Consider the following 25,467-nt stretch of genomic DNA (forward strand, 5'->3'; position numbering starts at 1 on the left):
ATGCGAAAAAGGGTGTGCACGGTCTTCCGCGGCCGCCGTCGGGGTACCAGCTCGACGGCGGCCGATCTGTTTCACGGGCCTGCGCGGACCTCCGCGGCGTCGTGGGCGACGCGCCCGCGGTCGTGCGGCCATTGCCCCCGGCCGCGGTGCGGAGGCGCCGACCGGGCCGGCATCAGCGCGTTGGAGATCACGGTGCGCCCCGCAGGGCTCGCGCGGCCTGGTCGGGTTCCAGCGCGCGGGCGTAGCGGATCACTCGTTGCAGCGTGGCCCAGACGTCGTCGGCGCCGACCGCCACGATCGTGGTGAGCGGGACGTTGTCGTTCAGCAACCCCACCAGCCAGGTTGAACGCAGCCGCGGCATCGACAGCTTCGGGGGGCCGGGCGCCGGATGGGCGCGGGCAAGGAAGCCGGAGACGACGCCGGCGGTGCGGACATGGCAGCGCGGCTGGAACAGGTACACCACCTGCCCGGCCAGTGGCTCGGCCTCCTGCCGCAGCGCCCGCTCCCAGTCGCGGCGGCACAGCACCCCCCGGTCCCGCGTCGCGCGGGCCCGCACCGAGACCGGATCGCCGACCTGGCCGCCCAGGCGCACGTCGTGCCCACGCACCTGGATCACCTCGGCGGAGGTCAGCCCGCACCCGGCGCCCAGCACGATCAGCTGCCGGCAGCCGCGGCGCAGCGCCTCGGTCGGCTGGCCGCCCGCCCAGGACCACAGCAGCGTCATCTCGGTCCGGCTGTAGGGGGCGTTCGGGTCGTAGGCGTTGAACCTCACCGGCGGCGCCGTTCCCCCGGAGGCGTCCTGGAGGCCCACCACCGCCTGGCGCAGCTGCCAGGCCTCCCGCTGGCGGGCGGCGCGGGTGGACTCTGCGACCTTCCCGCACCCGACCTGGACGAAGGCTGCGATGGCCTCGGGTGCCAGCACCGACGACACCGTCACCGGGAAGCCCTGCTCGTAGGCGAACCGAGCCAGACGGTAGGCGGTGGCCAGCACCTGCTTGGCATGTTCGGGAGAGCGCGGACCGGCCACGGTGGCGATCTGCCGCACCGTCGGAGCGAGCAGTTCCCATACCTGCTCAGGACAGCGTCCCGGACGCCATGAACCGATCTTCGCCGCAACCAGATCGTTCCACCGCAGCACCCCGGCCGGCGCGAGCCGGCTCCGCTCAACCACGGCCGCCTCCCCCCGCAGCGCCGCCCCGACACCTGCTCGCGGCCGATTTCGGCGGCACCAGCGGCCCCGATGCCCACCCAGGCAGGCACGCGTGCGCCCAAGGACACCGGCCCGGCCGGCCTCTGGAGGAGCGCAGCGCGATCCGGGAATGCGATGATGGTGAGGGCGGCTGGGAGCGCCGGTGGGAAACCGACGGGATGATCGGCTTATCGGGCTGGTCAACGGGCACGGTGTTCTCCTTGCGTGCGCCCAAGGGTGGGTCAACACGCGGTCGGGACAGCGCGCGCGCCGCCGGTACCGCCCTCCTGCGGCGGTACGGTGGCGACGCGGCTTGCTGCCGGTTGCTGAATCGCCCTTCGGGCGAGGCCGTGCGCGAGTCGTCTGTGGCGGGGGCCGTCGTCGAGCTGGTACTGGGCGGCGGCCGCTCGCTGGATGAATTGGGAGTCGGGCTAGCCTGCCCTCCCCGCGGTGGGGTCGTCCTGACTCCGCGCCCGAGCCGCGGCCGTCGTCGTGGCGTTCGGGCGGTGCTGGTAGCGGCCCGAACCGTGTTTGCGCACCCGGCCTGCAGCCGCCAGATCACGCAGCAACAGCCGGATCGGCTCCCAGTCGGTCAGCCCGTACTCGGCCGCGATCTCCTGCGGGCGCCACCTTCGGTCCGCTCCGATCCTCAAGAAGTCAAGGACCTCCCGTTCACCGACCTGCCGGAGTGGCGCACCGGACCGGCCCCCGCGAGGCCGCGGCACTGGGCGGTCGGCGGCGCCGAACGACGCGAACGCCACGTTGCCGGCCGGGCGGCCTGGTGCCTGGCGAGCCGACCGGTGGTCGCTGGCGTCGGCGTCCTCGGTCAGCAAGACCAGCAGGCCCCGGTCCACACCGGACTCGGGCGCCGCCTCGGATGCCGCCGGAGGATCGGGCTCGGGAGCGGACCCGTGAGGGGACGTGGAGCAGGCGGGCTCGGCGAGCCGATAGGAGGCGTCGGAGTTCTTGGCCAGCCGACCACGGCGGTGCATGTACTTCATCAACGACCGGACGCTGTTGACGTTGTCCACGCCCAACAACTCGGCGACCAGCCGCGGTCGCCACGAGGTGCGGTCCGGACGCTGCCGCACCAGGTGCTCGATCTCATCGCACCGCGACCACCGCGGCGATCCCGGCGCACCTGTTCCGCCACCGGGCGCAGGCGGCCGGTCGGACTCGGCCTCGCCCTGGTCCGTGCCCCCCGAGTCGGCATCCGGTTCCGCATTCTGCCCGGCCGCGACATTCTCACCGGCACCATCACCGGAGGCCAGAGGGGCATCAAAGGTGCTTCCTGGCGCGTCGGCAGCAGAGTCGGCGTGCTGCCTGGCATCCTGGGTGATGGTCTCGTCGATGCCCCAGCCGGTGCCTTGCCGGGTGTCCCGGTCACTCTGGCCTGCAGCACGGACGATCAGACGATCCAGGGAGGCATCGGTGCGCTGGAAGTCACCGATCTCCTCCAGCACTACATCCAACCGGGACCGCAAACGAACCGCCTCGGCCCGCAGCGACTCAAGCGTCGCGCCCACATAATCCCTGGCGCCGATGAGGTGCTCCACCACACCGGACTGGCTCTCCTCCCCCGCGCCCGGAACTCTAACCCACAGTGATCGTTCTGCTACGTAATAACACGCGGGGTAGCGGCCTAAACCATCGGGCCGCCGGGGCACATCAGCACTGACACCCCAGGCGGGGGACGCTCCCGGCCCGCCCAGCTCACGGTGACGAGCGTGCACCGGTCTGAACCCTGTGTTCACATGCCGTCAGCGCATGAGACGGTGCCCGGTAGTGTCGGCGACCCTGGTCGCCAACGACAGCCGCTGCTGGCAGTGGCAGATGCGGGGCGATCCCGAGCCCGAACGGCTCCAACGAGCACTGGCCCGGTCACACTGGCGGCGCTGCCACCACACGGTCGCCCGGGCCTATGCCCGCTGGCACAACCCCGCCCCCACCATCCTGAAACTACGGCCGAGCAGGCGATCTGCAACTGAAGCGCTATGCGCTAAGAACGCTGCCGATGGTGAAGGTCGGGGCGGGTCAATTTCTGGGTGTCCCCAGATGTCAGGACGGCGGCGGAGGCAAGAGTGAGCAGGATTCCGCAGCCGAGGAAGACGGCTGTTGTCCCGAAGCGGAGTGCCAGGGGCGCGGCCAGGGCGGCGCCGGCGGGGCCGAGGGCGAACGATCCCAGAGCGTCGTAGGAGCTCACCCTGGAAAGGACATGCGGGGGGATCCGAGTTTGGAGGCTGGTGTTCCACAGGATGTTGAAAAGGGAGGCGCTGAATCCGCCGAGGAGCATAGCCGCGCCTATCAGTTCACGCGGGGTGTTCCAGCCGAGCGCGATGTACATCGGGGCGAAGCCGAAGGTCGCGGCGGTGGCCGTCAGCATGGGGCGGGCAGAGCGCGTCCTGAGAGCGGCGAGGCTGCCGACCGCGAGCCCCGCGGCGTGCAGCGCCAGCATCGTCGCCCAGAAGGGGGCGCCGCCGAAACGCCGGTCCGCGACGACTGGCCCCAGGACCATCAGGGGACCCTGGAAGCAGGCGTTGACGAGGGAGAACTGGGCGACCGTCGCCCAGACCCAGCGCCGCGACCGGAACTCACGCCAGCCGGTGCGCAGCGCCCTGAGTGCGTGTTCGTGCGCCGCGGGGTTGTCTGGCCTGGTGCGCATCGCTCCGAGTAACCCGGCCGAAAGCAGGAAGGTCACGGAGCCGACCGCGAGGGCCCAGTGCGGACCGGCCAGGGCTACCAGTGCGCCGGCGGTCGCCGATCCGACGACCGCGGTCAGGTTCATCGACAGCCGCAACAGGCTGTTGGCGGCGGTCAGGGCCTCCATCGGGACCAGGTGGGGAACGAGTCCGGTGGAGGCGGGCCAGAACAGGGCCCAGGCGGCGCCGTTGACCGCTGCCAGCACCAGCAGCGCGGGCAGTGTCGCACTGCCAAGGAAGAACAGGCCAGCTGTCGCCGCCTGGGCGATGCCCGCCATCGCCTCTGCCCCGACCATGACCTGCCGTCGGGGGAACCGGTCGGCGACCGCCCCACCGATCAGCAGGAACACCACTTGAGCCACCGACCGGACCGCCAGGATCAGCCCCAGCCGGGTCGCGGCGCTGGGTGTCGCCTGCCCGAGCACGGCGAACGCCAGGGCGATGGGAAGGATGGCATTTCCGAAGAACGAGATAGCCCGGGCCCAGAACATCAGCTGGAAGGACCGGTCCCGCAGCAGGTCGCGGACAGGTCCGGTCACGGTCTGCGGCCGGCGGCCACGATGCCGGTGATCGTCGAGAGGAAGGTGCCCTGTGCCGTCTCGCGCTCGAGGTCGCTCAGCCACCGGTCGGCGTCCGCGCTGCTGATGGCCCCCGCTTCCGCTGCGTCCCGTGTGGCGGAGGTCAGCCCGAAGAGCAGGTCGGCGGTTTCCAGGTCGGGAACCAGGATCGCGGATGCACGGACCTGGATGTCCTCCATGCCCGAGCGTTTCAGCATCGCGGGGAACCTTCGCGCGAGCCAGCCATGGACCACGCGGTCGCATCTGAGGTCGAGAATGCTGCGGGTGACCGTCCGGTTGTTTCCGGGAACGACGAGGGATCCCCAGTCGGTGCTGGCGACCACCACCGTGCCGCCGGGCCGCACGACCCGCACCATTTCTCTCAGCGCGCGTGCAGGCTCGGTGAGATAGGGAAGGACCCGGTCGGAGCGGACCGCGTCGAAGTGCCTGTCGGGGAAGTCGAGGTGGAGCGCGTCCATCTGCAGGCATCGGACGGGCAGGCCGCTCATCCTCGCCTTCGCTTCTTCGATCATGGTCTTGCTGCTGTCGATCCCGACGACACCGCCCCGCGGCCCCACGAGTTCGCCGAGTTTCGGCAGGTCTTCGCCGATGCCGCAGCCGACGTCGAGGACCGTGTCGCCATCGCGCGCGTTCAGCAGATCGAAGGAGAGCAGCTTGTAGGGCCGCATTCCTGGGACCGTTGAGATCGTCTTGAGGTAGTCCAGGTGAAGCGACGGGTCGGCTGCCTCGTCGACGTGAGTGAACTGAAGTGCCTCGAATCCATCCCCGGTCCCTGTCATCAGGTGATCCCCTCACGGCGCCGGATCTCTTCGGTCAGGCGCGCTACGGTCTGCGCTCGGAAGAGCTCCTTGACGGTGACGTCGGTATCGATCTTCTTGCGGATACGAGAAATGATCGCCACAGCCTTGAGCGAGTGTCCGCCGAGGTGGAGGAAGTTGTCGTGCACTCCGATGCGGTCCAGGCCGAGGATGTCCTCCCAGATGCCGGCGATGATGGCCTCGGTGGGATCGCGCGGCGGGATGTAACCGGTCTGGAGTTCTGGGCGCGTTTCCTCCGGCTCGGGAAGCCGGCCCCGGTCAACCTTCCCGTTGGCGGTGAGAGGGAAGTCGTCGAGGGTGACGAAATGCGTCGGCACCATGTAGGCGGGTACGTACCGCGCGAGGTACTGGCGCACTTCCTCCACCGATGTGTGCCCACCGCGAAGATAGGCGATCAGGCGCTGCGCGCCGTGGCCGTCCTGGTCGGCGGTGACCAGCGCATCGACCACATCGGGATGGGAGCGCAGACACGCCTCGATTTCCCCTGGCTCGATCCGATGGCCACGCAACTTGATCTGATGATCGACCCGCCCCACGAACTCCAGGTTCCCATCTGGCAACCACCGGCCGAGGTCCCCCGTCCGGTAGAGACGATCCCCTGGCCCCCCAAACGGATCGGCCACGAACCGCTCAGCGGTGAGGTCCGGCTGCCCGAGGTACCCTCGCCCGACTCCGGCGCCGCCGATCCAGATCTCCCCGACCGACCCCCTGGGCACCAACTGGTCATTCTCCGACATCAACACGACCCGCGCATTAGCCACCGGGCGACCGATCGGTGCCGCACCGACGAGCCCTCGCGGGAGGGTGTAGTGGGTAGCGACGTGGGTCTCGGTCGGGCCGTACTGGTTGTGGACCTGCCAGGTGATCAGCGCCGACTCGGAGGGCATCTGCAGCTGCTCTCCTGCGCAGACGACCTCAGGTCGGATCTCCCGGAGCGCGGAGGCGAAGTCATCCCCCGCCAGATAAGAGGAGAACGCGGCAGGGGGCAGGAAGAGGGTGGTCGGCTTGGCATCGGACACGATATCGGCAAGGCGCGAGGGGTTCGTGCGCGCCGCATTGTCGACGAGGTGAAGCATGCCGCCGTTGAGCAGCGTCAGGAAGATCTCCTGTACGGAAACGTCAAAGGTGAACGGAGCGTATTGGAGCACGCGGCCGATGTGGTCGGAGGAGTTCGCGTGCCAGTGGACGAGGTTGACGATGTTGCGGTGTTCGATCATGACACCTTTGGGGCGTCCGGTTGATCCCGATGTGTAGATGACGTAGGCCAGGTCGCGGGACGTTGCGCCAGAGGCCAGATTGTGTTCGGCCAGGCCGTCGGTCAGATCCTGCTGCTGGTCGAGGAGAAGCGTCGGAGGGGATGGAAGGCCGGCTGTGAGGGGCGGCGCGGAATCGGTGTGGGTGATGAGGGCCACTGCTCGCGACTCCTCGAGCATGTGGGTGAGGCGGGCCGCCGGGTAGTCGGGATCCAGTGGCAGATAGCCGCTCCCGGACTTCAGTACGGCTAGGACACTGATGACCGCCGCCGTCGTTCGGGGTAGGCAGACCGCCACCACTGCACCTGGGCCCACCGGCGCGACGGCGCCAAGCCGACGGGCGAGCTTGTTGGCTCGCGCGTTCAACTCCGCGTATGTGAGCGACTCATCGCCGGCCACCACCGCGACGGCGCCGGGCGTCCGCCCGACCTGCTCCTCGAACAACTCCGACAACGTCCGATCCGGGCACTCGACCACAGGACCCGCACCCAACGACAGCAGTTCTGCCTGGTCATCGGCTGAGAGGAGACTGAGCGTCGCGACCGGGGCCCGGGGCGTCGAGGGCAGGCTCTTGAGGATCGTCACGTAGTGACGGGCCAGACGGATTGCGGTCTCCCGGTCGAAAAGATCAGTGCTGTAGGTCAGCTCGACCTCGGTGGATTCACCACGGCAGTCGAGGTGAAGTTCGATGTCAAACCGGACCGAGGTCGCAGGGGAGGGGACCGGGAGGGCTTCGAGGCCGGGCCACCGAGGCGGATACGCCTTCGCTGAAGACCTTTCGGTGATCTGGAACAGCACCTGGATCAGCGGGTTGCGGGAGAGGTCGCGTTCGACGTTCAGCTTCTCGACCAGCCACTGCAGAGGAAGTGCTCGTGGCTGTAACCGCCGATGACTTGGGACCTGACCTGACCGATCAGTTCCTCGAACGTCTGGTCTCCCAGGTTCCGGATGCGGATGGGCAGCGTGTTGGAGAAGAACCCCAGTGTGTTCTCGAACCGGGTCTGTGGTCTTCCGGCGGAAGGGGTGCCGATGATCAGGTCCTGCTGCCCGGTGTGCTTGGAGATCAGAACGGAGAAGGCGGCGAGCGCGGCCACGAAGAAGGTGGCCTCCTGGTCTCTGGCGAGAGCCCGTGCCCGGTGGATGACCGCTGTTGGAACCGGCAGCCGGACCACGTCGCCCGCGTGGGTCTGGGCTGCCGGGCGTTCCCTGTCAGTGGGAAGCGCCACAACGGGCTCGGCGTCCGCCAGTTCGTCGAGCCAGTAGGGCAGATTCTCCAGGGAGAGAACTTGCTCTCGGGATCGTTCCCATCGCGCGAAGTCCGCGTACTGGACGGCGTTTGGCGGTCCGCTGTACTCCTCCCCCCGGAGCCTCGCGGCGTATGCCTCGGCGATCTGCTCATTGAAGAGGTCCTCCGACCACCAGTCCATGACGATGTGGTGATAGGTCGTCGCGAGGATATGCCGGTCCGATGACAGTTCGAGCAGCTTGAAGCGGAGGAGCGGGCCATCGGCCAGAGAGAAGGGCGTCCTCAGGTCGGCGGTGAGGACCCGCTCGATCCAGGTATCGGCATCCGTACCATCAGGGACAGACACTAGAGAGACTTCGACGTCCTGCAGGGGCCGCACCGAGCTGCGGAGGGCACCGTCGTCCTCGGTGAACACCGTGCGGAGAATCTCGTTGGCCTCGATCACGTCGCAGAGCGCCTGCCGCAGCTTCGAGTGGTCGAGGCCGCCTGTCAGACTCACGGCGGTCAGCATGTTGTAGAACGGGTTTCCGGCCTCCATAGCGCTCAGGAACCACAGGCGTTCCTGAGCGAAGGAGAGGATTCCCTTTCCGTGAGCCCCGACGGCCGGATCGTTTGAAGCCTTCCGAGGACTGCTCGGAACGTCGCCCTCGGCGACGAGTTGCGCGGTGGCGGCGATGGTCGCGCCTGAAAGGAATTCCCCCAGATCCAGGGAGGCGCCGATCTCCTGGTGAATGCGGTTGAGGATGCTGGTGGCGAGCAGTGAGTGTCCGCCGAGGTGGAGGAAGTTGTCGTGCACTCCGATGCGGTCCAGGCCGAGGATGTCCTCCCAGATCTCGGCGATGGCGGCCTCGGTGGGATCGCGGGGCGGGAGGTAGCCGGTCTGGATTTCTGGGCGTGTCTCCTCCGGTTCGGGAAGCCTGGCCCGGTCGATCTTCCCGTTGGCGGTGAGGGGGAAGTCGTCGAGGGTGACGAAGTGTGTCGGCACCATGTAGGCGGGTACGTACCGCGCGAGGTGCTGGCGCAACTCCTCTACGGGCGACCAGTCACCACGGAGATAGGCGATCAGGCGCTGCGCCCCGTGGCCGTCCTGGTCGGCGGTGACCAGCGCATCGACCACATCGGGATGGGAGCGCAGACATGCCTCGATTTCCCCTGGCTCGATCCGATGGCCACGCAACTTGATCTGATGATCGACTCGCCCCACGAACTCCAGGCTGCCATCCGGCAACCATCGGCCGAGGTCCCCCGTCCGGTAGAAGCGCTCCGTGTAACCACGGTAGGGAACCGTCACGAACCGCTCCGCGGTGAGGCCCGGCTGCCCGAGGTACCCTCGCCCGACTCCGGCGCCGCCGATCCAGATCTCCCCGACCGCCCCCCTGGCCACGAGCTGGTCGTCCTCCGACATCAACACCAGTCGTGCATTAGCCACCGGACGACCGACCGGTATGGTGGCGGCGTCGGCAGAGTTCGCCCTGACGATGTGGCGGCAGCTGACCATCGTCGACTCCGCTGGACCGTACTGGTTCACGACGAGCCCGGTGGGCATGATCGGCCGGAGCCGCTCCGTCAGATCGGTGGTGAGCGTCTCTCCCGCAGTCGCAAGGACGCGGAGGGGCCAGTGAAGCCCCTTGGCTTCGGCATGCTCGATCAGCTGCCTGAGCAGGCTCGGCACGATTGCCGCTGCGACGGTCACCTCACCCGAGGCGAAGAGCTCTGCCAGTGCTCGCGGTGACCTGTCGGCTGGTTCGGGCAGCATGAGGATCCGCGCGCCCACGAGCAGAGGTCCGAGTATCTCCCGGAGCGCGGGGTCGAACGACGGGCTGACGATCTGAGCCACTCGGTCGTCCGGCCCAGGGCGAGTCACTCCGGACGCGGCGGCCAGATAGTTGACGATGTTGCGGTGTTCGATCATGACACCCTTGGGGCGTCCGGTTGATCCCGAGGTGTAGATGACGTAGGCCAGGTCGCCGGATGTCGCGACGGAGCCTAGGTCGCCCGCGGGGGAACCGTCCACCAAGCCCTGCTGCCGGTCGAGGAGGAGCATCGGAGGGGCGGGGGCGTCGACAACCAAGGCCGGCGCGGCATCGGTGTGGGTGATGAGGGCCACCGCTCGCGATTCCTCGAGCATGTGGGTGAGGCGGGCCGCCGGGTAGTCGGGATCCAGCGGCAGATAGGCGCTCCCGGCCTTCAGCACGGCCAGGACACCGATAACCGCGAGCTCCGAGCGCGGGAGGCAGACAGCCACCACCCTGTCGCGACCGACCGGTGCGACGGCGCCAAGCCGACGGGCGAGCTTGTTGGCTCGCGCGTTCAACTCCGCGTACGTGAGCGACTCATCGCCGGCCACCACCGCGACGGCGCCGGGCGTCCGCCCGACCTGCTCCTCGAACAACTCCGACAACGTCCGATCCGGGCACTCGACTACAGGACCCGCACCCAACGACAGCAGTTCGGTCACATCCGTCGGGGTCATGCCGGGATCTCCATGTCCGGGTCGGTGTCCTCCCGCGTCGCGATACACCAAGACACCAGCCGGTCCACCATCGCCCGATCGACCGCTGCGGGCGGTTCCCCCAACGCCCTGACCAGGTTGCTCTGATCGAAGGCAAACGTGCGGTTGATGTACTTTCCTGTGTAGCTCAGGCGCGCGTCGACCAGTCGTTCTATACGGCTCATCGAATGGTCATCGACCTCGTCCGGGGAAACGATGCTCAGGTCAACGGGAAGACGGTCGCTGATCGTGGCCAAGAAATCCTTGACGGGCACGGCATTCGCTGCCAGAGCATGGAAGATCGGCGGATCGAAATCTCCCACGGCGGACCGAGCGATCCCCAGCAGGGCGTCGACACAGGAGTCGATCGGCAGCCAGTGGAGCGCCGACTCAGGATCGCCCTTGACCCGGATGGCCCTGCCGGGCCATCGGCGGGCGAACCGACTCACCGTTCTCATGAAGTCGTAGACACCGTAATCAGTGTCGGCATGGCCCGTCACCGAGTGACCGACAACCTGCCCCAGGCGGATGGCCGCGCCGTCCACCCGCCCGTCGCGCAGGTAGTCGCGGAGGACGAGCTCCGACTGGTTCTTGGTGAGCTCGTAGAAGTTCCGGAAATGCTCAGGATCTGTGCGCTCGTTCCACTCCTCGTGAAAGGTCCGCTGTTCGGTGCCGCACACGTAGGCCGTGCTGATGAGGAAGAACCGGGAGCCTGGCTTGGCGTGCCGGGCGAAGACCTCGAGCGCCCGCCGTGTTCCGGCGACGTTCACCGCCTCGAGTTCATCTCTTCGCCCGGGGTTGAAATTGACGACGGCCGCCAGATGCCAATAGTCGCACGGGACCGCGAAGAGCCCGGTCACGGCCTCTTCCGAAAGCCCGAGGCTCTGTGAGGTGAGCGCGTAGCAGAGCGGATGGAGTCGCTCCATGCCGAGGTCCGTGGGCGCGGTAGGCGCGCTTCTCACCCTCTCGGCCACCACGTCGCCCGGCACCCTCGCGAGAGCGTGCACGACGTCCCCAGCGCTGATCATCGCGCTGATCAGGTTCGCCCCGACATAACCGTTGGCACCGTCCACCACATGCACGCCCATGACTTCATCTCCTTCGAGAGTGGAAAGTATCTGCCGCCGGAATCGCGCCAACCGGAAAAGAATTGCCGCCCGAGCTGAGGGTTAAGAGCCTGAGGGAAGGCCCTGGCGTAACTTGAATAGTGTCTGGATGTCAGATAAAGGGAAAAAGATCGCCGCCGATCAGCATAGGCCGGATGATCCGCACCCAGTAAGGGGCAAGTCTGGCCACATCTGGACCCGGGGAAGCCGTCACGTGGGCACCACCATGTGCCCACGTGCTGGTTGAGTCGGAGATATGTGAAGATCTAACCGATAACGCGGAGTGGGTAAATAAAATTTACTCACAAGGTAAGCTGGCTACACTCTGGGAGTCGTGTTCGCGATACGTTGCCCGACGCTGGAGGAGGACCTGTGGTTGATCTTAGTCGAGAGCCGGTGGCCGTCGCCCACAGCGCGCCGCTTTCTTTCTCTCAACTGTTGCTGACCTTCTTCGAATCTCTACATCCGGGATGCGCGCTGGGCCCGCTGTTCACGATCTCCTCTACTCACCGCCTCCAGGGCAGGATCGATGTTGAGGCCCTCAACGGAGCGGTCGCTGATGTAACTCTTCGCCACGAAGTGATACGAACCGTAATTCACCGCCGCGAGGGCATGCCGTCCCAATGTGTGTTGGAGCCGGAAGGCCATCGATTCTCCGTCACAGACCTGAGCGGCAAAGGCGGCTACTCGGAAGGCGCCGCCGAAGAATTTATCAGAACGATCGAGTTGGGAGAGCGCCCGTGGACGGAGCCTCCTCTTCTCTGGGTTTTCCTGGGCAGGTTCTCGCCTGATGACGCTGTTCTCGTGCTGTTCATGCACCACTCCGCCTCCGATGCCTGGTCACTCGAAGTGGTGATGCAGGATCTCGGAGCCTTCTACCGAGCCAGGCTCTCCGGCGCGGATCCGATGCTCCCACCGGTCCTGCAGTACGGGCAGTATGCGGCACGGCAGCAGGCGGAGCCCCTCACCCGAGCGACGAAACGGGCCCTCGACTACTGGCAGAGGCAGCTCGACGGCGTCAGGCCCGCGAGGATTCCCTTCATGCGCCGGCGTGGTCCGCAAGACGCCGGTCATAGGTCGGTGTTCCGCTTCGAGGTGCCCGCAGCACTCGCCGACGCGGTGACGCACGTCAGTGAGGACCTTCAGGTAACGCCGTTCGTTCTTCTTCTCAGCGCCTACAAGGTGTGTCTCCGCAAGATCACCGGCGTCGACGACATCGTGGTGCCGACATTGACTTTCGGGCGAGATGTCCCAGAGACCGAGAACATGGTCGGGTTCTTCGTCAATGCACTGCTTCTTCGAACTGAGCTCTCCGAGGAGATGACTCACCGGCAGGCGGTGGAACAGGTCCAAGAGACCTTCCTCGACGCCTACAGTCATGATCTTCCGGTCCTTCAGGTCATCGATGAGAGCCTGGACCTCGGGCTCCTCCTCGCTGATGAGGAGTTCTTCCTCATGCCGTTCCAGGTGGTCGTCATCGAAGGCGCCGGGCGGTACCGGCTCAGCGATGACTGCCTGGCGGAACGTCTACAGCGCTCGGACTCCTTCGTGGATGGCATGGCGGTCCCTCTCGACGGCCTGTGGACCATGGAATGGGGAAAATCGCTCACCGGCAGTGTCATCTACGACCCCAGCCTTCTCGACGAGGCGGGCATAGACCGTCTGGTGAGCGGATTCACCGATGCCCTCACCCAACTCAGTCGGGATCCCGGGCAAGCCCTGGACGCGTGGCGTACTGGATCACCAGCACAATGAAACGGGAGGTCTTTCCATGGACAAGCGCTGGTTTGTGGTCGCCGCAGTCGGCAGCGCTACCTTCGTCACGTCCCTCGACACCGCAGTGCTGAACACGGCGCTGCCTTCCATCCGCGCCGATCTGTGCATGTCTCTGACGGATATGGAGCGGATCGGCGCATCATTCCTGGTGACCTACGCGAGCCTCATCCCAGCGGGCGGACGCATGGCCGACAGGTTCGGACGCAAGAGAATACTCCTCTGCGGGCTGCTCCTTTTCGGCTGCTCCTCGGTCTTCGCCGCCTCGGCATGGTCAAGTGGCTCTCTCATCACGGCGAGGATCCTGCAGGGGGCAAGTGCCGCATTAATCTCTCCAACCTGTCTCGCACTGATAGGAGCTACTTTCAAAAGCGTTGAGCGGAAGAAGCGGGATATTGCGGTGGGGGTATGGCTCAGTCTGGCAGCAACTGCCGTTGCTGTCGGCCCCCCGATGGGCGGCCTGATCTCGCAGTACGCCGATTGGCGCTACATCTTCTGGATCAATGTGCCGACGGTCGGAATGTCGGCGTTACTGGCCGTAGCCGGTGTCTGCGAGAGGAGCGACGTCCCCCGCCGGAAAACTGTGGGCCTCGGCGGTATCGCCCTTGCGGCATGCGCCATCCTGGGCACTGTCGTCACCCTCCTCCTGGTCCAGGACCGAGGACCTGGCTCTCCTCCTGTCTTCGTCTCGGCAACCTTCGCGATCATCACCGCGCTGGCGTTCGTCCTTCACGAGCGGCGCACGGACGACCCTCTTATCAACGAGGAAATGCGCAGAAGTCGAACCTTCATGGGGGGACTCACAGTTTGCTTTATTGCCCACTTTAGCCTTATGGGCGCATATTTCTATTCGGCGATCTTTATCCAACAGGCCCTGGGCTATTCACCGACACGGGCTGGACTGATCTTCGTGGCCTTCTCCCTCCTGATGCTGCTCGGCGTCCCGGTGGCCACCCGGGTCTGCGCTGCACACGGAACTCATGTCTCCACAGCAGCGGGACTGCTCACGATGGCGATCGGCATCGGACTCAGCGCCGCCGCGGGAACTGGAATCAACTATCTCGAACTGAACGCCGTCTTTGGGCTGATCGGCGCTGGCTACGCACTCATGACGACCATGTCCGGGAGTGCACTCGCAGTGGTCCCCGAGAGCGGCTACGGAACCGCTTCTGGCCTGCTCGACACCGCTCGGGAGCTCTCGAGCCTGTTCGGCATCATCTGCGCCGGAACGATCTTGATGGCGGAGGAGAAGTCATCCCTTGCGGGAGGCGCGACCACCGGAGAGGCCTTCGTCAGCGGCTACAGGACCGCCCTGACGGCCGCGGCCATCACCATGGCGGCGGGTGCAGCGATCGGCTCGATCCTCCTAACTCCTCGAACCGATGATCGCCGCTCGAGCTCGCCCGCGCACCCGGCGCATCCTCTCGACACGCCTGGGGGGCGCTCTGATCATGACCCAAGTGGAAAATGATCTTAGTTAGCGTGGAATCACAGGTGTCAGAGTGCCCGCATCGCTGCAGGCCAGGAAGTTTCGTCAGTAGCCCACTTCACTTCATCACTGGGAGCAGTGTCCCGCGCTAATCGCGCCGGCCGCTGCTCCTTCGTCGTTTTCCCCCACCAACGCCCCCGGAACCCCCCGAGGGCCCCTCTGGACCGCCGCCCCCTCGGCGCCGCCCCCTCGAAGGCCGCGCGCCGCCCACACCACCTTCCGGACGCCCTCCCCCCGCTCCAGCGCGAGAACCCCGTCCACACCCTGCCGCCGCCCGCGCCATCCCTCCGACTCCGCCCGCCCCGCCCTGCCCAACCCGCGCCCGCCCCAACTGCACCCCTTCCACCAACACCCGCCCAGACCGGCCCTCCCCGTCCAACCCCACCGCCACCCCATGCCCGCCCGGCAGATACCCGCCGCGCGCACGCCCGCCGACCGGACGCCCACCCTGCGCACGTTCACCGGACGCCCACTCTTCGCACGTTCACCGGACGCCCACCCTGCGGACACCCGCCGAACCGGCCTCGCGCACACTCGCCGGACGCCTGCCCCGCGCACCCCCGCCGGATGCCCGCCTCCCGCGCGACTCTGCCGGATGCCCGCCCTGCGTACGTTCACCGGACGCCCCACCCTGCGGACGCCCGCCGAACCCGCCGGACGCCCGTCCCGCGCACCCCCGCCGAACCCGCCGCGCGCACCCCCGCCGGACGCCTGCCCCGCGCACCCCCGCCGGATGCCCGCCTCCCGCGAGCCCGCCGGACGCTCACCCTGCGGACGCCCGCCGAACCCGCTGGATGCCCGCCTTGCGCACGCCCGGATATTCGGCTCGCCGGACGCCCACGCCACGCCAGCCCCGCCGGGCGCCCATCCCGCGCGTCCTGGCCAGGCGTACGCCCGCCGGACGCCCACCCGCGCAACTTCGCCAGGCGCACGCCTGTCGGATACCCAATTCGCTCGACCTGCGGACGCCGCGTCCCCGCGTCCGTGCGCCCCTGCGGCCCCGCGTCCCCGTGTCCGTGCGGCCCCGCGTCCGTGCGGGATGCCTGGGTGGCGGTGTTGTGCGTGGCTTCAGGCTTGCGCGCGGGCGGTGTGTCAGGCAGGGGCCAGGGTGCGCTGGACGATGGTTTGGACGGTCGTCTTGACGTCCGCCCGGGTATAGGACGGCCCGGATTCGCTGCTTGCGTCGTGCAAGGTGGCGTGGGCTCCGTGGTAAAGGATGCGAGCGAAGACCTGGGGATGGCCTGGGCGCAACGTGCCGGCGTTCATGCCGCGTTCGATGGCTTCGGCCAGCAGGTCGATAACGCGCTGGTTGGTTTCCGCGCAAAGGGCTAGGGCCTTGGCGTCGGCGGAGCCGTAGACGATCCGGTGCAATTCGGCGTTCTCCACGGCGTGGTCGATCAGTCGCTCAAGAAGCTCGGTGAGGACGCCGGTTCCGGCCTGGTCGGTGAGGGCGTCGGATTCGTCCCGGTCGGTGAGGACGGCCTGGGCCAGGTCCATGTAGCCGGTCACGTATCGCTCCCATAGCGCGGCCACGACCTGTTCCTTGGCGGAGAAGTACAGGTAGAAGGTGCCCTTCGCGACCTGCGCGCGCGAGGTGATGTCGTTGACGGTCGCGTCGGCGACGCCGCGTTCGGCGAACACCTCCAGGGCGGCGTCCAGCAGGTCGGCGCGGCGTTCCTCCGCCGGCTTGAGGACGCGCTTCCGCACGCCGTCCGGAGCCTTGCCCATGAGCCACCTCTTCGCTCGCCTTGACTGACCGCCGGTCAGTGGCACAGACTGACCATCGGTCATTCGACTGACCGCCGGTCATTAATGTACCGGTCCCGCTATGAAGGAGTGGCGTCCGATGAGCCTGAACCTGCGTCCTGGACTGGCGGTGGCCGGTGCGGCGATCGCCCTGCCCGTCCTGCTGAACCGCCGTCGCGGCGAGACGGTCCCGATGGACGCCCGCGCCCGGAAGGACGCGCCCGGGTCGTTCGTCCGGCTTCGTCACGGAACGACGCACGTGATGGTGGACGGACCGGAGACAGGCGAACCGGTGCTGTTGATTCCCGGAGCCACCTTGTCCCTTTGGGTCTGGGACGAACTCTTCGAGCGGCTGGCCCGCGCCGGTTATCGGACCATCCGATTCGACCGCTACGGCCTCGGATTCAGCGACCGTCCCGACATCTCGTACGACCAGCCGCTGTTCGAAGAGCAGATGATCGACCTGCTGGACGCGCTGGGTGTCGACCGTCCGGTGACGCTGGTTGCGCTTGCCTTCGGCGGCCCGATCGCCGCCGAGTTCGCCGTGCATCACCCCGAACGCGTCGCCGGAGTCTGCCTCGTCTCGCCCGACGGGTTCGCGACGCCGCTGAGTCGCGGCCTGCGGATCTCGATGCTTCCGGGCATCGGGCTGCCGTTTTTCCGACTGACCGGAAACCGGGCGCTGAAATCACGCCTGCCCGGCTACTCCCGCGACCCGCGCGTGGTGGCGCGCGTCCAGGCGCGCCTGCTGCCGGAACTGCGCTATCGGGGATTCAAGCGCAGCCTGCTGTCCGCGCTGGCCAACGTCCCCTTCCATGGGGCTGAGTACCTCTACCGCGTTCTGGACGCCGCCGACGTCCCCGTCCAAGTCATTTGGGGACGCCATGACCCGATCACCCCGATGCCCCCAGAAGACGTCCTGCGCTCCGTCTTCTCTCACGCCGACCTCCACCTACTAGAAGGCGTCGGACACCTCCCACACTTCGAACGCCCCGACGAAACCGCAGCCCTCGTCCTGGACTTCCTCCACTCCAACCCCTGAAGCGCCGCCCCCAACCCCCAAGCCCCCCGCCCCAACCCACGCCGACAACGTCCAGACAGAGCCCCGCAGGCCCAGAGGCGAGAGCCCTTCGAGCACAGCCCGGCGTCACCTCCAAACCCCCCCACGCCGACGAGCGTCCGCGCAGAGCCCCGCGGGCCTGGAGGCGCAAGCGCTTCGCCCGCAGTCGAGCGGGAACCTCCAGGCCCGCGCCAGCGAGCGTGCGGGCCGAGCCCTGCAGGCCTGGGGCGCGGGCGCTTCGAGCGCAGCCGGGCAGCACCTTCACGCCCCACGCAGGCGAGCGTTCGAGCAGAGCCCCGCGGGACTGGAGGCGGCGCGAGTCCTTCGAGCCCAGCTGGGCGGAACCTCCAAGCCCTAGGCCGACGAGCGTCCGGGCAGGGCCCCACGGCCTGGAGGCGCGGACGCTTCGCCCGCGGCCGAGCGGGAACTTCCAGGCCCCACGCCAGCGAGCGTTCGGGCCGAGCCCCGCAGGCCCTGGGGGCGCGGGCGCTTCGAGCGCAGCAGTGCGGAACCTCCTCGGCCGCCGCCCCCCGGGGGGCTAAGGACGCGACTGGGCGGGCTTGTGCAGGTGATGGTCGTGGGCGCGAGCTTCCGAGGTGGCCTTCAGGTCGAGCAACCACTGCTTGAGGCCATCCCCGAGCAGGCGCGTGGCGGTGGGGACATCGGCGTCGACCTGCTTGCCGGTCCAAGTCTCCTCGGTGTGCACGTGGACGCCGCCCTTGACCTTGGTGAACTTCCACAGGTGGACGCCCTGGTCGATGCGCACGCCGTCCCCGATCGCCGGCCCGCTCCACAGGATGCAGTCGTTCTGCTTGATCCGCTGGATGGTGGACGTGATCGTCATCGTGGTCGCGGGCGTCGTCGGGGTGGCCGGGCCCGGCGTCGTCCACCGGAACCGGGACCCCGGCCGAAGGCGTCCCGGGTCGAGGAGCTTCATGGACAGCACGGGCTTCTGCCAACTCGGCCAGCGCCTCACGTCGGTCTGAACCTTGAACACCGTGCTCAACGGAGCCTTGATGAAGATGTCCGTCTCGTACCGGACGCGTGCGGCGGGATCGACCCCCGCGCCTCTGCACTGAGGCGCGCCCGCATGATGCCGCTCCGCCGCCTGAGCGCCGTCCGCCGCACTCGCGAGCACCCCGGCCGCAGCAACCGTGATCACCAGCGCACTCCCGCGCGCCCGTCCCCATGTCCGCGCCCGAAGCCCGAACGTCCTCGAAGTGGCCTTACCGAACATGCTGCTCCTCCGTGTCCAAGCCCTCATGGGCCATGTCCGCTCTCATGTTTGCTAGAGGGTGGTTCGTTCGTTAGAAGGTATAACTGGACGGCCGGGCTGCGGTCAATAGGTTCCGTGATACCTTCTAACTAAATCTTCAAGGTCTAGCTCAAGGAGGCGGGTCAGTGGCGGAGAAGAGCTCCGAGACTCCGCGCGAGCGCTACCGCGTCCAGATCCGGGCGGAGGTCAAGCGCCGCGCCTGGGAGCAGATCGCCTCGGCCGGAGCCTCGGCGCTGTCCCTGAACGCGATCGCGAAGCAGATGGGGATGAGCGGCCCGGCCCTCTACCGCTACTTCGCCAACCGCGACGAGCTGATCACCGAGCTCATCCGGGACGCCTACCAGAGCCTCGCCGACACCGTCCAGGCGGCCACGACGCTGAGCGCCGACCTGGGCGTGGTGGCCCATGCCCTGCGCCGCTGGGCTCTCGAAGACCCGCAGCGCTACTTCCTGATCTACGGCACGCCCGTCCCCGGCTACCAGGCCCCGGACGACACCACCGTCATCGCGGACGAGATCATGTCCGTCCTGCTCAAGGCATGCGCCAAGTCCATCCCGGAGCGTCCCGCCACTCCGCTCGACAAGCACCTCGAAGACCACCGGCAATGGGCGGACGCGTCCTACCCACCTTCCGTCCTGCACCGGGCCCTGACCTTCTGGACGCGCTGCCACGGAGTCCTGTCCCTCGAACTCGCCGGCCACTTCACCGGCATGGGCCTCGACCCCGCCAAGCTCTTCGAAGCAGAACTCGACGACCTCCTCACCCCATAACCTGCGGCCAACCACCTCCACCAACCCGACCCCCAACCACCTCCACCCCACGACTAACCGGGCCCCCAACCGACCCGGCCCCCAACCGACCCGGCCCGCAACCGACCCGGCCCCGGGACGGAACCCGGTCCTGGCCCGGCCAGGCTCCATGGCCAAACCCACAGCCAACCCGGTCTCTCGGCCAAGCCCACGGGTCTGGGCAGTTAGCAGTAGGCGGCGCTGAATGCGTGCGTGTGTTCAGTCGCGTCCGCCTACGAGCGAGAACCTGCCCAAGGCGTGCGCGACGGCGAATCCGCGCGCGACTTGCCAAGCCAGCTCGCCGACCGGCAGCGCTCTGGAGTGCGCACAGGGCATTCGACGTCGGCGTTGGTTGCGGATCGATCAACGGGCCCGCACGCCCCCATGTCACACCTGTTCGAGCCTCCAAGGGGACGACTTGTGCCCCGCCGGCCCGGCTGCGGCGTTCGAGGTCATCAAGTCCGGAAGGCCCGCCAGAGCGCGCTCGACGGTCCTATCGGGTTGCCTCGGGCGGTGCCGGAGCGCGATCTTCAAGTGCGGCGAACTCCTGGAGCGGCACCGCGAACGAGCCGCCTCGGGCCGCCGCCGCCCGACGACGACCGACAGGAGACAGCGGACGATGATCGACAAGATTGCCTGGATCCATCTCGACGAAGGCAAGATCCTCAGCACACGATCACGAGGGAAGGACGTCTACTACCTCCCCGGCGGGAAGCGCGAGCCCGGCGAAACCGACATCGAAACCCTGGTCCGCGAGATCGACGAGGAGCTCGCCATCACGATCGTCCCCGCCACCGCCGAGCACCTGGGCACCTTCCAAGCCCAGGCTCACGGCCACGCAGACGGCATCACCGTCCAGATGACCTGCTACACCGCCGACCACGACGGCACTCCGACCGCCGCCAGCGAAATCGAAGAAGTCACCTGGCTGACCTACGCGGACCGCCACCGCGTATCTCCCGTAGACCAGATCATCTTCGATCACCTGCACCAGACCGGCCAGCTCCACTGAACAACCAGCCCATGCGCCGAACGGGCGTTTGCCACCCTGCACGAACGGCTACGTCCTGACGGCTCACAACCTGTCGATTCCCGACCCCGCCGCCTCACCTCCAACCGCCTCACGTCCAATCGCCTCACGTCCAATCGCCTCACGTCCAACCGGCTCATGGCCGGTACGGCTCTCGATTGACCGGCTCAGGCCCGCAGGCCGATGGTGATGCCCGTCCGCGTAGAACCGTCATGTTGCAACGTTCGTTCGGACGGCCACATGACCTCGGGACACCGCAGTTGGTTGTTCCGAGGACGGGCTGTGCCTGTCGACGGACTGGGCAGCGTCCGTCGCAGGGGCATGGCCAGCGGGCCGCCATAACAGGCCCGGCCCCAGCGGGTTCGTGAAGTACTTCCCTGGCGCCCAGACCGAGGTCGACTACCGAGCAAGCCCGGCTCGGCATTTGCCGATTGGCGCCATCAAAGGATGGACGGGGTGTCCGCGCTTCGAGGCCAACCCCTCGCGTGCACCCTCAGCGGTGAACTGGACGTCGCGGGCCTTGGTGTCGGTGCCGTCGTCGCGGCCGGGCCGCAGCCGCCGCACCAGGTCGGCGTAGGACGGGTCGGCCCCGGCCGAGTCGACCGCCCCGGCGAGGACGAGCGGCACCATCGCCTCGTCCACCATCATTCCGTCCACTCTCGGGCCAACAACCGCCGCCGTTCAAGTCGGGCCCGGCCCTTCGATGGCTCCCGAAGGGCTGGCTGTGTCGAGCCTGCGGGACATGCTCGCCGCTGAGGCATCGGTGGTCTGAGGTGGCGGCGAGGCTCCCTTGTGGACGCAGGTGAGCGGATCGGCTTGCGGGACGGACTGTGACTCGAAGGTCATCGGACCGGCATCGCGCCGTCCGCACCGCCGAAGACCGATGCGACGCTCCAGTCGCCGTCGCCGTCGCCATCCGGCCGAGGTGGTTGAAGACGATCTCCGGGGACGGTGGCGCGGCCAGGTCGGCGCCGGGGGCCGTCGTGCAGGTGGCGGAGCAGGCCGAGGCGGATGCCGTTGTCCAAGATCGCGCGGAGCCGCTCCTTGGTCTCACGCAGGTCGGCCGTCCGTTGCGCCTGGCGGTCGGCGCCGCATCCTGGGGCGAATCGGGGACGTCCCGGCCCATGGATGGACGTATTGCGCCGGGCCCTGGACGCGGGCCGGGCTGCGGACGCGGCTGTGGACGTGCGCAGGACCGTGGACGCGCGCCCGGGCTGTGGACGTGCGCCCGGGCTGTGGAACGCGGGCCCGGGCTGTGGAACGCGGGCCCGGGCTGTGGAACGCGGGCCCGGGCTGTGGCCGTGGGCCGGGCCCTGGGTGTGCGCCGGGCCCTGGGCGTGGGCCGGGGAGTGGGCGTGGGCATGCGCCGTGTCCTGGATGTGGTGGGCCGTGTCCTTGGGTGGCTGGCCAGACCTTGGGGCCTGGTTGGGCGCGGCTCCTGGGATGGTGGCGCGGGAGGGCTTGAAGCGGTCAGGAGTCCAGGAGGCGGCCTAGGAGGTCGTCGGCGGCGGCTTCGGCTTGCGTGACGGATTCAGGGGAGCCTTCGGAGTTGGCGACGAGCAGGGCCAGCTCGTTGATCGAGGCCAGGAGCATGTGGGCCCAGAGGTCGGCGCGTTCCGCGGGGAGGGCGCCCTGCTCGGCCAGGGTGTCCAGGACGGATTTGAAGAGGCCCAGGGCGTGGCGTTCCTCGATCTCGCGCCACTGCTGCCAGCCGAGGACGGCCGGGGCGTCGATGAGGACGATGCGGCGGACGGTCGGTTCGGCGGCCAGGCGGATCCAGGCGCGGCAGCCGGCGCGGAGGGCGTCGACGGGGGATTTGTCCTTGCCCGCTTCCAACACCTGGCGGGTGATGTCGGTTTCAAGCTCCTCCAGGACGGCTTCGAACAGGGCTTCCTTGTTGTCGAAGTGGTGGTAGAGCGCGCCGCGGCTCACGTTCGCCCGATGCAGGACGGCCTCGATCGATGTGCCCTCGTAGCCGTACTCGGCGAAGAGGCGGGAGGAGATGTCGACCAGGCGGGCGCGGGTGGCCTGTCCGCGGTTGTTCATGTTCGCCTCCCTGGACATACCGACTGTCGGTCGGTAGCTTCCAAACCGACTGACGGTCTGTTTCTCTGAGTTTAGGGGGTCGTGCGGAAGATGGGACTCAACGACAAGGCTGTGGAACTGCGCCGGTTGCACGAGAGCCTGCTGGTGCTGCCGAACGCGTGGGACGCGGCCAGTGCCGCTGCGGTCGTCCACGCAGGGGCGAGGGCCGTCGCGACGACCAGCGCGGGCATCGCCTGGGCGCAAGGCCAGGCGGACGGGCACAAGCTCGAACGCGCCGAGATGGCGGAGGCCGTGCGCCGCATCTGCGCGGTCGTCGACGTCCCCGTCACGGCGGACATCGAGAACGGCTACGGCGAAGCGCCATCGGATGTGGCGCTCACGGTCGCCGAGGTCGTCGGGGCCGGCGCGGTCGGCGTCAACCTTGAGGACTCCCGGTCCTTCCAGGAGCCGCTGCACACCATCGATGAGCAGGCCGAACGCATCCGCGCCGCGCGTGAGGCGGCGACCAGCGCGGGAGTGCCCGATCTCGTCATCAACGCACGGACCGATGGCTACTTCCTGCAGGTCGGCGAAGAGTCGGCGCGCTTCGATGACGTCCTCGCGCGGGCTGCCGCTTACGCCGAGGCCGGGGCGGACTGCCTCTTCGTGCCCGGATTGCTCGACCTGACCGTCCTGAAGGAGCTTGTGGCGGCCTCGCCGCTTCCTGTCAACGCGATGGCCGACCCCAGCGGGCCGACGGTGGCCGAACTGGCCGGGGCCGGAGTCCGCCGGGTGAGTGTGGGAGCGTCCCTGCAGCTGTCCGCGTACGCAGCGGCACACCAGGCCGCTGCGCAGTTGCTCGCCCACGGCACGTTCGACGGCTTCACGGACCCGACGGAAGTCGCCTCCGCCATCGTCCGCCTCTGAGCCCAACGCCTGACTCGACGAACGCCCCGTCCCTGAAGGCTCCCCCACTTGCCTCCAGGGATGGCCGTCCTCAAGACGCCTGCCCTCGCCCCCGAGCACAGGCGTCTTTGTCATGAATGCGGATCGAACCCGAAGACCACGCTCCCTGATGCAAGCGCATCAGCGCAGTCGATCGCCTGACTACCCCCGCCAGGGTTCGCCGACCAGCCCGCACCACCAGCCCGACGACGCCTCACGCCTGCTGCCAAGTACAAGGAGTAAGGACGCGACGGCCCCCGGACCCACGGGAGACGGAGTCACTGGACGCGCGGGACATGGTGCCGCCGGGCGCGTGGGACATGGTGCCGCCGGGCGCGTGGGACGCGAGGTCACCGGACGCTTGGGTACGCGGAGTCATGGGACGCGCGGCGCGCCAGCCACGCGGGATGTGGTGGCGGGGGGATGCGGGCGGGCTAAGGCAGCGCCAGGGGCGCAGGGCCGACGAGCGCGGCGCGTCCTTCGGGCGGGAGGCTGCGGACGCGCGAGGGCGTTTGGCGAGCGGGTGTGGTGGCGGGACGCGGGGTCCAGACGCGCCGGGGCTGGGCGCGGAGTCGGCGGGTGCGCTGGTGCGCGGGGGCGGGTCATCGGGTCCGCCACGGGCGTGGGGTGCCGGATGCGTCGGGGGCGAGGGCCCGGCGGACGCTGGACGCGTGGAACGCGGGTGTCGTCGGGCGCGGGGTGTGCCAGTGCGTGGAGTGCGGAGGTGCCTCGTTCGCTGGGTGCGGGGCTCAGGCGCGCGTGGTGCAGGGCCGTCCGATGCGCGGACGCGCCCCCCGCCCCGCGCCCCCCGCCCCGCGCCCGTCGGCGTGGGCGTGGGGCGGGGGCGCGGGTGTGGCGGGGGCGCCCTGGGCGTGGGGCGCGGGACGGATACGAGCCGAGGCCCTATCGCCGGACGCGTGGAAGGCGGGCGTCGTCGGGCGTGCGGGGGCGTCTGGTGAGCGGGGGCGGTGGCGGGACGCGACGTCCAGAGGCGCCGGGGCCGCGGTGCGCTGGGTGCGCGGGGCGCGGGTGCAGTGGGTCACGGCGTGGGCTGCCGGATGCGTAGGGGCGAGGGTCCGGGCGGGCGCTGGACGCGTGGAACGTGGGAGTCGTCGGACGCCGGTGGTGCCAGGCTTGCATGGGGAGCGGAGGTGTCTCGTTCGCTGGGTGAGGGACTCAGGCGCGTGGTGCAGGGCCGTCCGATGTGCGGGTGCGCCGCCCCCGTCCCCGCTCCCGCTCCCGCCGTCGCTCCCGCTCCCGTGGCCGCATCCGCGAGGCGTGTGCATGAGTCAAGAACGCGGGTTCACCGGCTGCGCGGGACATGGAGTCGCCGGATGCGGTGGGTGCGCCGGTGGCGGTATGCGGAGGCGGGCCGGTAAGCGGGTTCAGAGGCACCGGAGCGCTGGGGGCGCGGGAGTCGGGGGTGCTGGGTGAGTGGGAGTCGGTGGGGGTTTGGGGAGGCGTGTGCTCGGGGTGGTGGGCATGGCGGGTGTGGGGGTTAGTGGGTGGGTGGGGTGCGGTGGCTTAGGGCGGCGTGGGCTCGGAGGATTGCGGGGAGCAGGACGTAGACGACGGTGGGGACGACGATGGCGGTCACCAGCAGCGTCCGGATGGGGAGGGGCAGCGGGAGCAGGGCCGGGCCCAAGGTGAGCTGGGTCGCCATGAGGGTCGAGTAGACGGCTAGCCAGGTGAACAGCGCTCGCAGGTGGATTGATGGGAGGGCGGGCTGTTGTGCGCGTGGCGCTTCTGGTTCGGAGAGGGGCTTGTTGCTTGGTACTGGCAGGGCGCTCGGAGTTGCGGTGGTGGACGGGGGTTGCGTGGTTGCGGCGGCGTTGGTTCGGGGTGGGGTGGGGCGGTGGGTGTTGATGGTGATGGGCATCGAGGGCTCCAAGTAGCGAGAGTGTTTCCAACTCGGTGGTTGGAGTTTGGCATGGGAGGGGCCAGAAGTCCAACTC

General features: G+C 68.4%; 17 protein-coding genes and 1 pseudogene. 6 read left to right on the top strand and 12 right to left on the bottom strand.

From position 1 onward, the window contains the following. Positions 1-187: 187 nt before the first annotated feature. The 7 genes and pseudogenes from FHU30_RS29760 to FHU30_RS29790 form a co-directional block, all read right to left on the bottom strand. Positions 188-1,171: a site-specific integrase gene (locus FHU30_RS29760; RefSeq protein ID WP_253880269.1), complete on the bottom strand. Its 984-nt coding sequence runs from the start codon at positions 1,169-1,171 to the stop codon at positions 188-190. Positions 1,172-1,620: 449 nt separating this feature from the next. Continuing rightward, positions 1,621-2,748, bottom strand: coding sequence for a hypothetical protein (locus tag FHU30_RS29765; protein ID WP_253880270.1), 1,128 nt, complete (start codon positions 2,746-2,748; stop codon positions 1,621-1,623). Positions 2,749-3,188: 440 nt separating this feature from the next. After that, entirely contained in the window at positions 3,189-4,427 is a 1,239-nt protein-coding gene (locus FHU30_RS29770; RefSeq protein ID WP_253880271.1) for an MFS transporter, read from the bottom strand. Further along, on the bottom strand, positions 4,424-5,245 hold the full coding sequence (locus tag FHU30_RS29775; RefSeq protein WP_301323790.1) for a methyltransferase domain-containing protein: 822 nt from the start codon (positions 5,243-5,245) through the stop codon (positions 4,424-4,426). The genes FHU30_RS29770 and FHU30_RS29775 overlap by 4 nt, the downstream gene beginning before the upstream one ends. Further along, complete coding sequence (locus tag FHU30_RS29780) at positions 5,245-7,014, bottom strand: non-ribosomal peptide synthetase (protein WP_372503983.1); 1,770 nt, start codon at positions 7,012-7,014, stop codon at positions 5,245-5,247. The genes FHU30_RS29775 and FHU30_RS29780 overlap by 1 nt, the downstream gene beginning before the upstream one ends. 78 nt (positions 7,015-7,092) lie before the next feature. Beyond that, a pseudogene (locus tag FHU30_RS29785) lies at positions 7,093-10,256 on the bottom strand (amino acid adenylation domain-containing protein); the annotation flags it as partial. Further along, positions 10,253-11,362: an SDR family oxidoreductase gene (locus tag FHU30_RS29790; protein WP_253880274.1), complete on the bottom strand. Its 1,110-nt coding sequence runs from the start codon at positions 11,360-11,362 to the stop codon at positions 10,253-10,255. The pseudogene FHU30_RS29785 and the gene FHU30_RS29790, both read right to left, overlap by 4 nt. 414 nt (positions 11,363-11,776) lie before the next feature. Between FHU30_RS29790 and FHU30_RS29795 the strand changes: the two genes are divergently transcribed. Both FHU30_RS29795 and FHU30_RS29800 read left to right on the top strand, forming a co-directional pair. Then, positions 11,777-13,135, top strand: coding sequence for a condensation domain-containing protein (locus tag FHU30_RS29795; protein WP_253880275.1), 1,359 nt, complete (start codon positions 11,777-11,779; stop codon positions 13,133-13,135). Between the two features lie 16 nt (positions 13,136-13,151). After that, the gene (locus FHU30_RS29800) at positions 13,152-14,624 is read left to right on the top strand and encodes an MFS transporter (RefSeq protein ID WP_253880276.1); all 1,473 of its coding nucleotides are present in this window, start codon (positions 13,152-13,154) and stop codon (positions 14,622-14,624) included. Positions 14,625-15,734: 1,110 nt separating this feature from the next. On the opposite strand, the gene FHU30_RS29805 is transcribed toward FHU30_RS29800, so the two are convergent. Beyond that, positions 15,735-16,370, bottom strand: coding sequence for a TetR/AcrR family transcriptional regulator (locus FHU30_RS29805; RefSeq protein WP_253880277.1), 636 nt, complete (start codon positions 16,368-16,370; stop codon positions 15,735-15,737). A 118-nt stretch (positions 16,371-16,488) separates the two neighbouring features. Here FHU30_RS29805 and FHU30_RS29810 point away from each other — a divergent pair, with 118 nt between their 5' ends. Continuing rightward, complete coding sequence (locus tag FHU30_RS29810; protein WP_253880278.1) at positions 16,489-17,430, top strand: alpha/beta fold hydrolase; 942 nt, start codon at positions 16,489-16,491, stop codon at positions 17,428-17,430. A gap of 556 nt (positions 17,431-17,986) precedes the next feature. Here the strand turns inward: FHU30_RS29810 and FHU30_RS29815 are convergent. After that, entirely contained in the window at positions 17,987-18,610 is a 624-nt protein-coding gene (locus FHU30_RS29815; protein ID WP_253880279.1) for an SRPBCC family protein, read from the bottom strand. Between the two features lie 239 nt (positions 18,611-18,849). Between FHU30_RS29815 and FHU30_RS47300 the strand changes: the two genes are divergently transcribed. Beyond that, positions 18,850-19,494, top strand: coding sequence for a TetR/AcrR family transcriptional regulator (locus tag FHU30_RS47300; RefSeq protein ID WP_253880280.1), 645 nt, complete (start codon positions 18,850-18,852; stop codon positions 19,492-19,494). A 637-nt stretch (positions 19,495-20,131) separates the two neighbouring features. Next, positions 20,132-20,524, top strand: a complete 393-nt coding sequence (locus tag FHU30_RS29825) for an NUDIX hydrolase (RefSeq protein ID WP_253880281.1) — start codon at positions 20,132-20,134, stop codon at positions 20,522-20,524. Positions 20,525-20,941: 417 nt separating this feature from the next. Here the strand turns inward: FHU30_RS29825 and FHU30_RS29830 are convergent, their stop codons facing one another. Both FHU30_RS29830 and FHU30_RS29835 read right to left on the bottom strand, forming a co-directional pair. Then, positions 20,942-21,190, bottom strand: a complete 249-nt coding sequence (locus tag FHU30_RS29830; RefSeq protein ID WP_253880282.1) for a hypothetical protein — start codon at positions 21,188-21,190, stop codon at positions 20,942-20,944. An 822-nt stretch (positions 21,191-22,012) separates the two neighbouring features. Next, complete coding sequence (locus FHU30_RS29835; protein WP_253880283.1) at positions 22,013-22,588, bottom strand: TetR/AcrR family transcriptional regulator; 576 nt, start codon at positions 22,586-22,588, stop codon at positions 22,013-22,015. Between the two features lie 111 nt (positions 22,589-22,699). On the opposite strand from FHU30_RS29835, the gene FHU30_RS29840 reads away from it, so the two are divergent. Then, complete coding sequence (locus FHU30_RS29840; protein WP_253880284.1) at positions 22,700-23,494, top strand: isocitrate lyase/PEP mutase family protein; 795 nt, start codon at positions 22,700-22,702, stop codon at positions 23,492-23,494. 1,516 nt (positions 23,495-25,010) lie between these two features. Here the strand turns inward: FHU30_RS29840 and FHU30_RS29850 are convergent. After that, positions 25,011-25,391, bottom strand: coding sequence for a hypothetical protein (locus FHU30_RS29850; protein WP_253880381.1), 381 nt, complete (start codon positions 25,389-25,391; stop codon positions 25,011-25,013). Between the last annotated feature and the right edge of the window lie 76 nt (positions 25,392-25,467).

Origin of the sequence: Actinomadura rupiterrae (genome assembly GCF_024172125.1) — a bacterium.
GTDB lineage: Bacteria > Actinomycetota > Actinomycetes > Streptosporangiales > Streptosporangiaceae > Spirillospora > Spirillospora rupiterrae.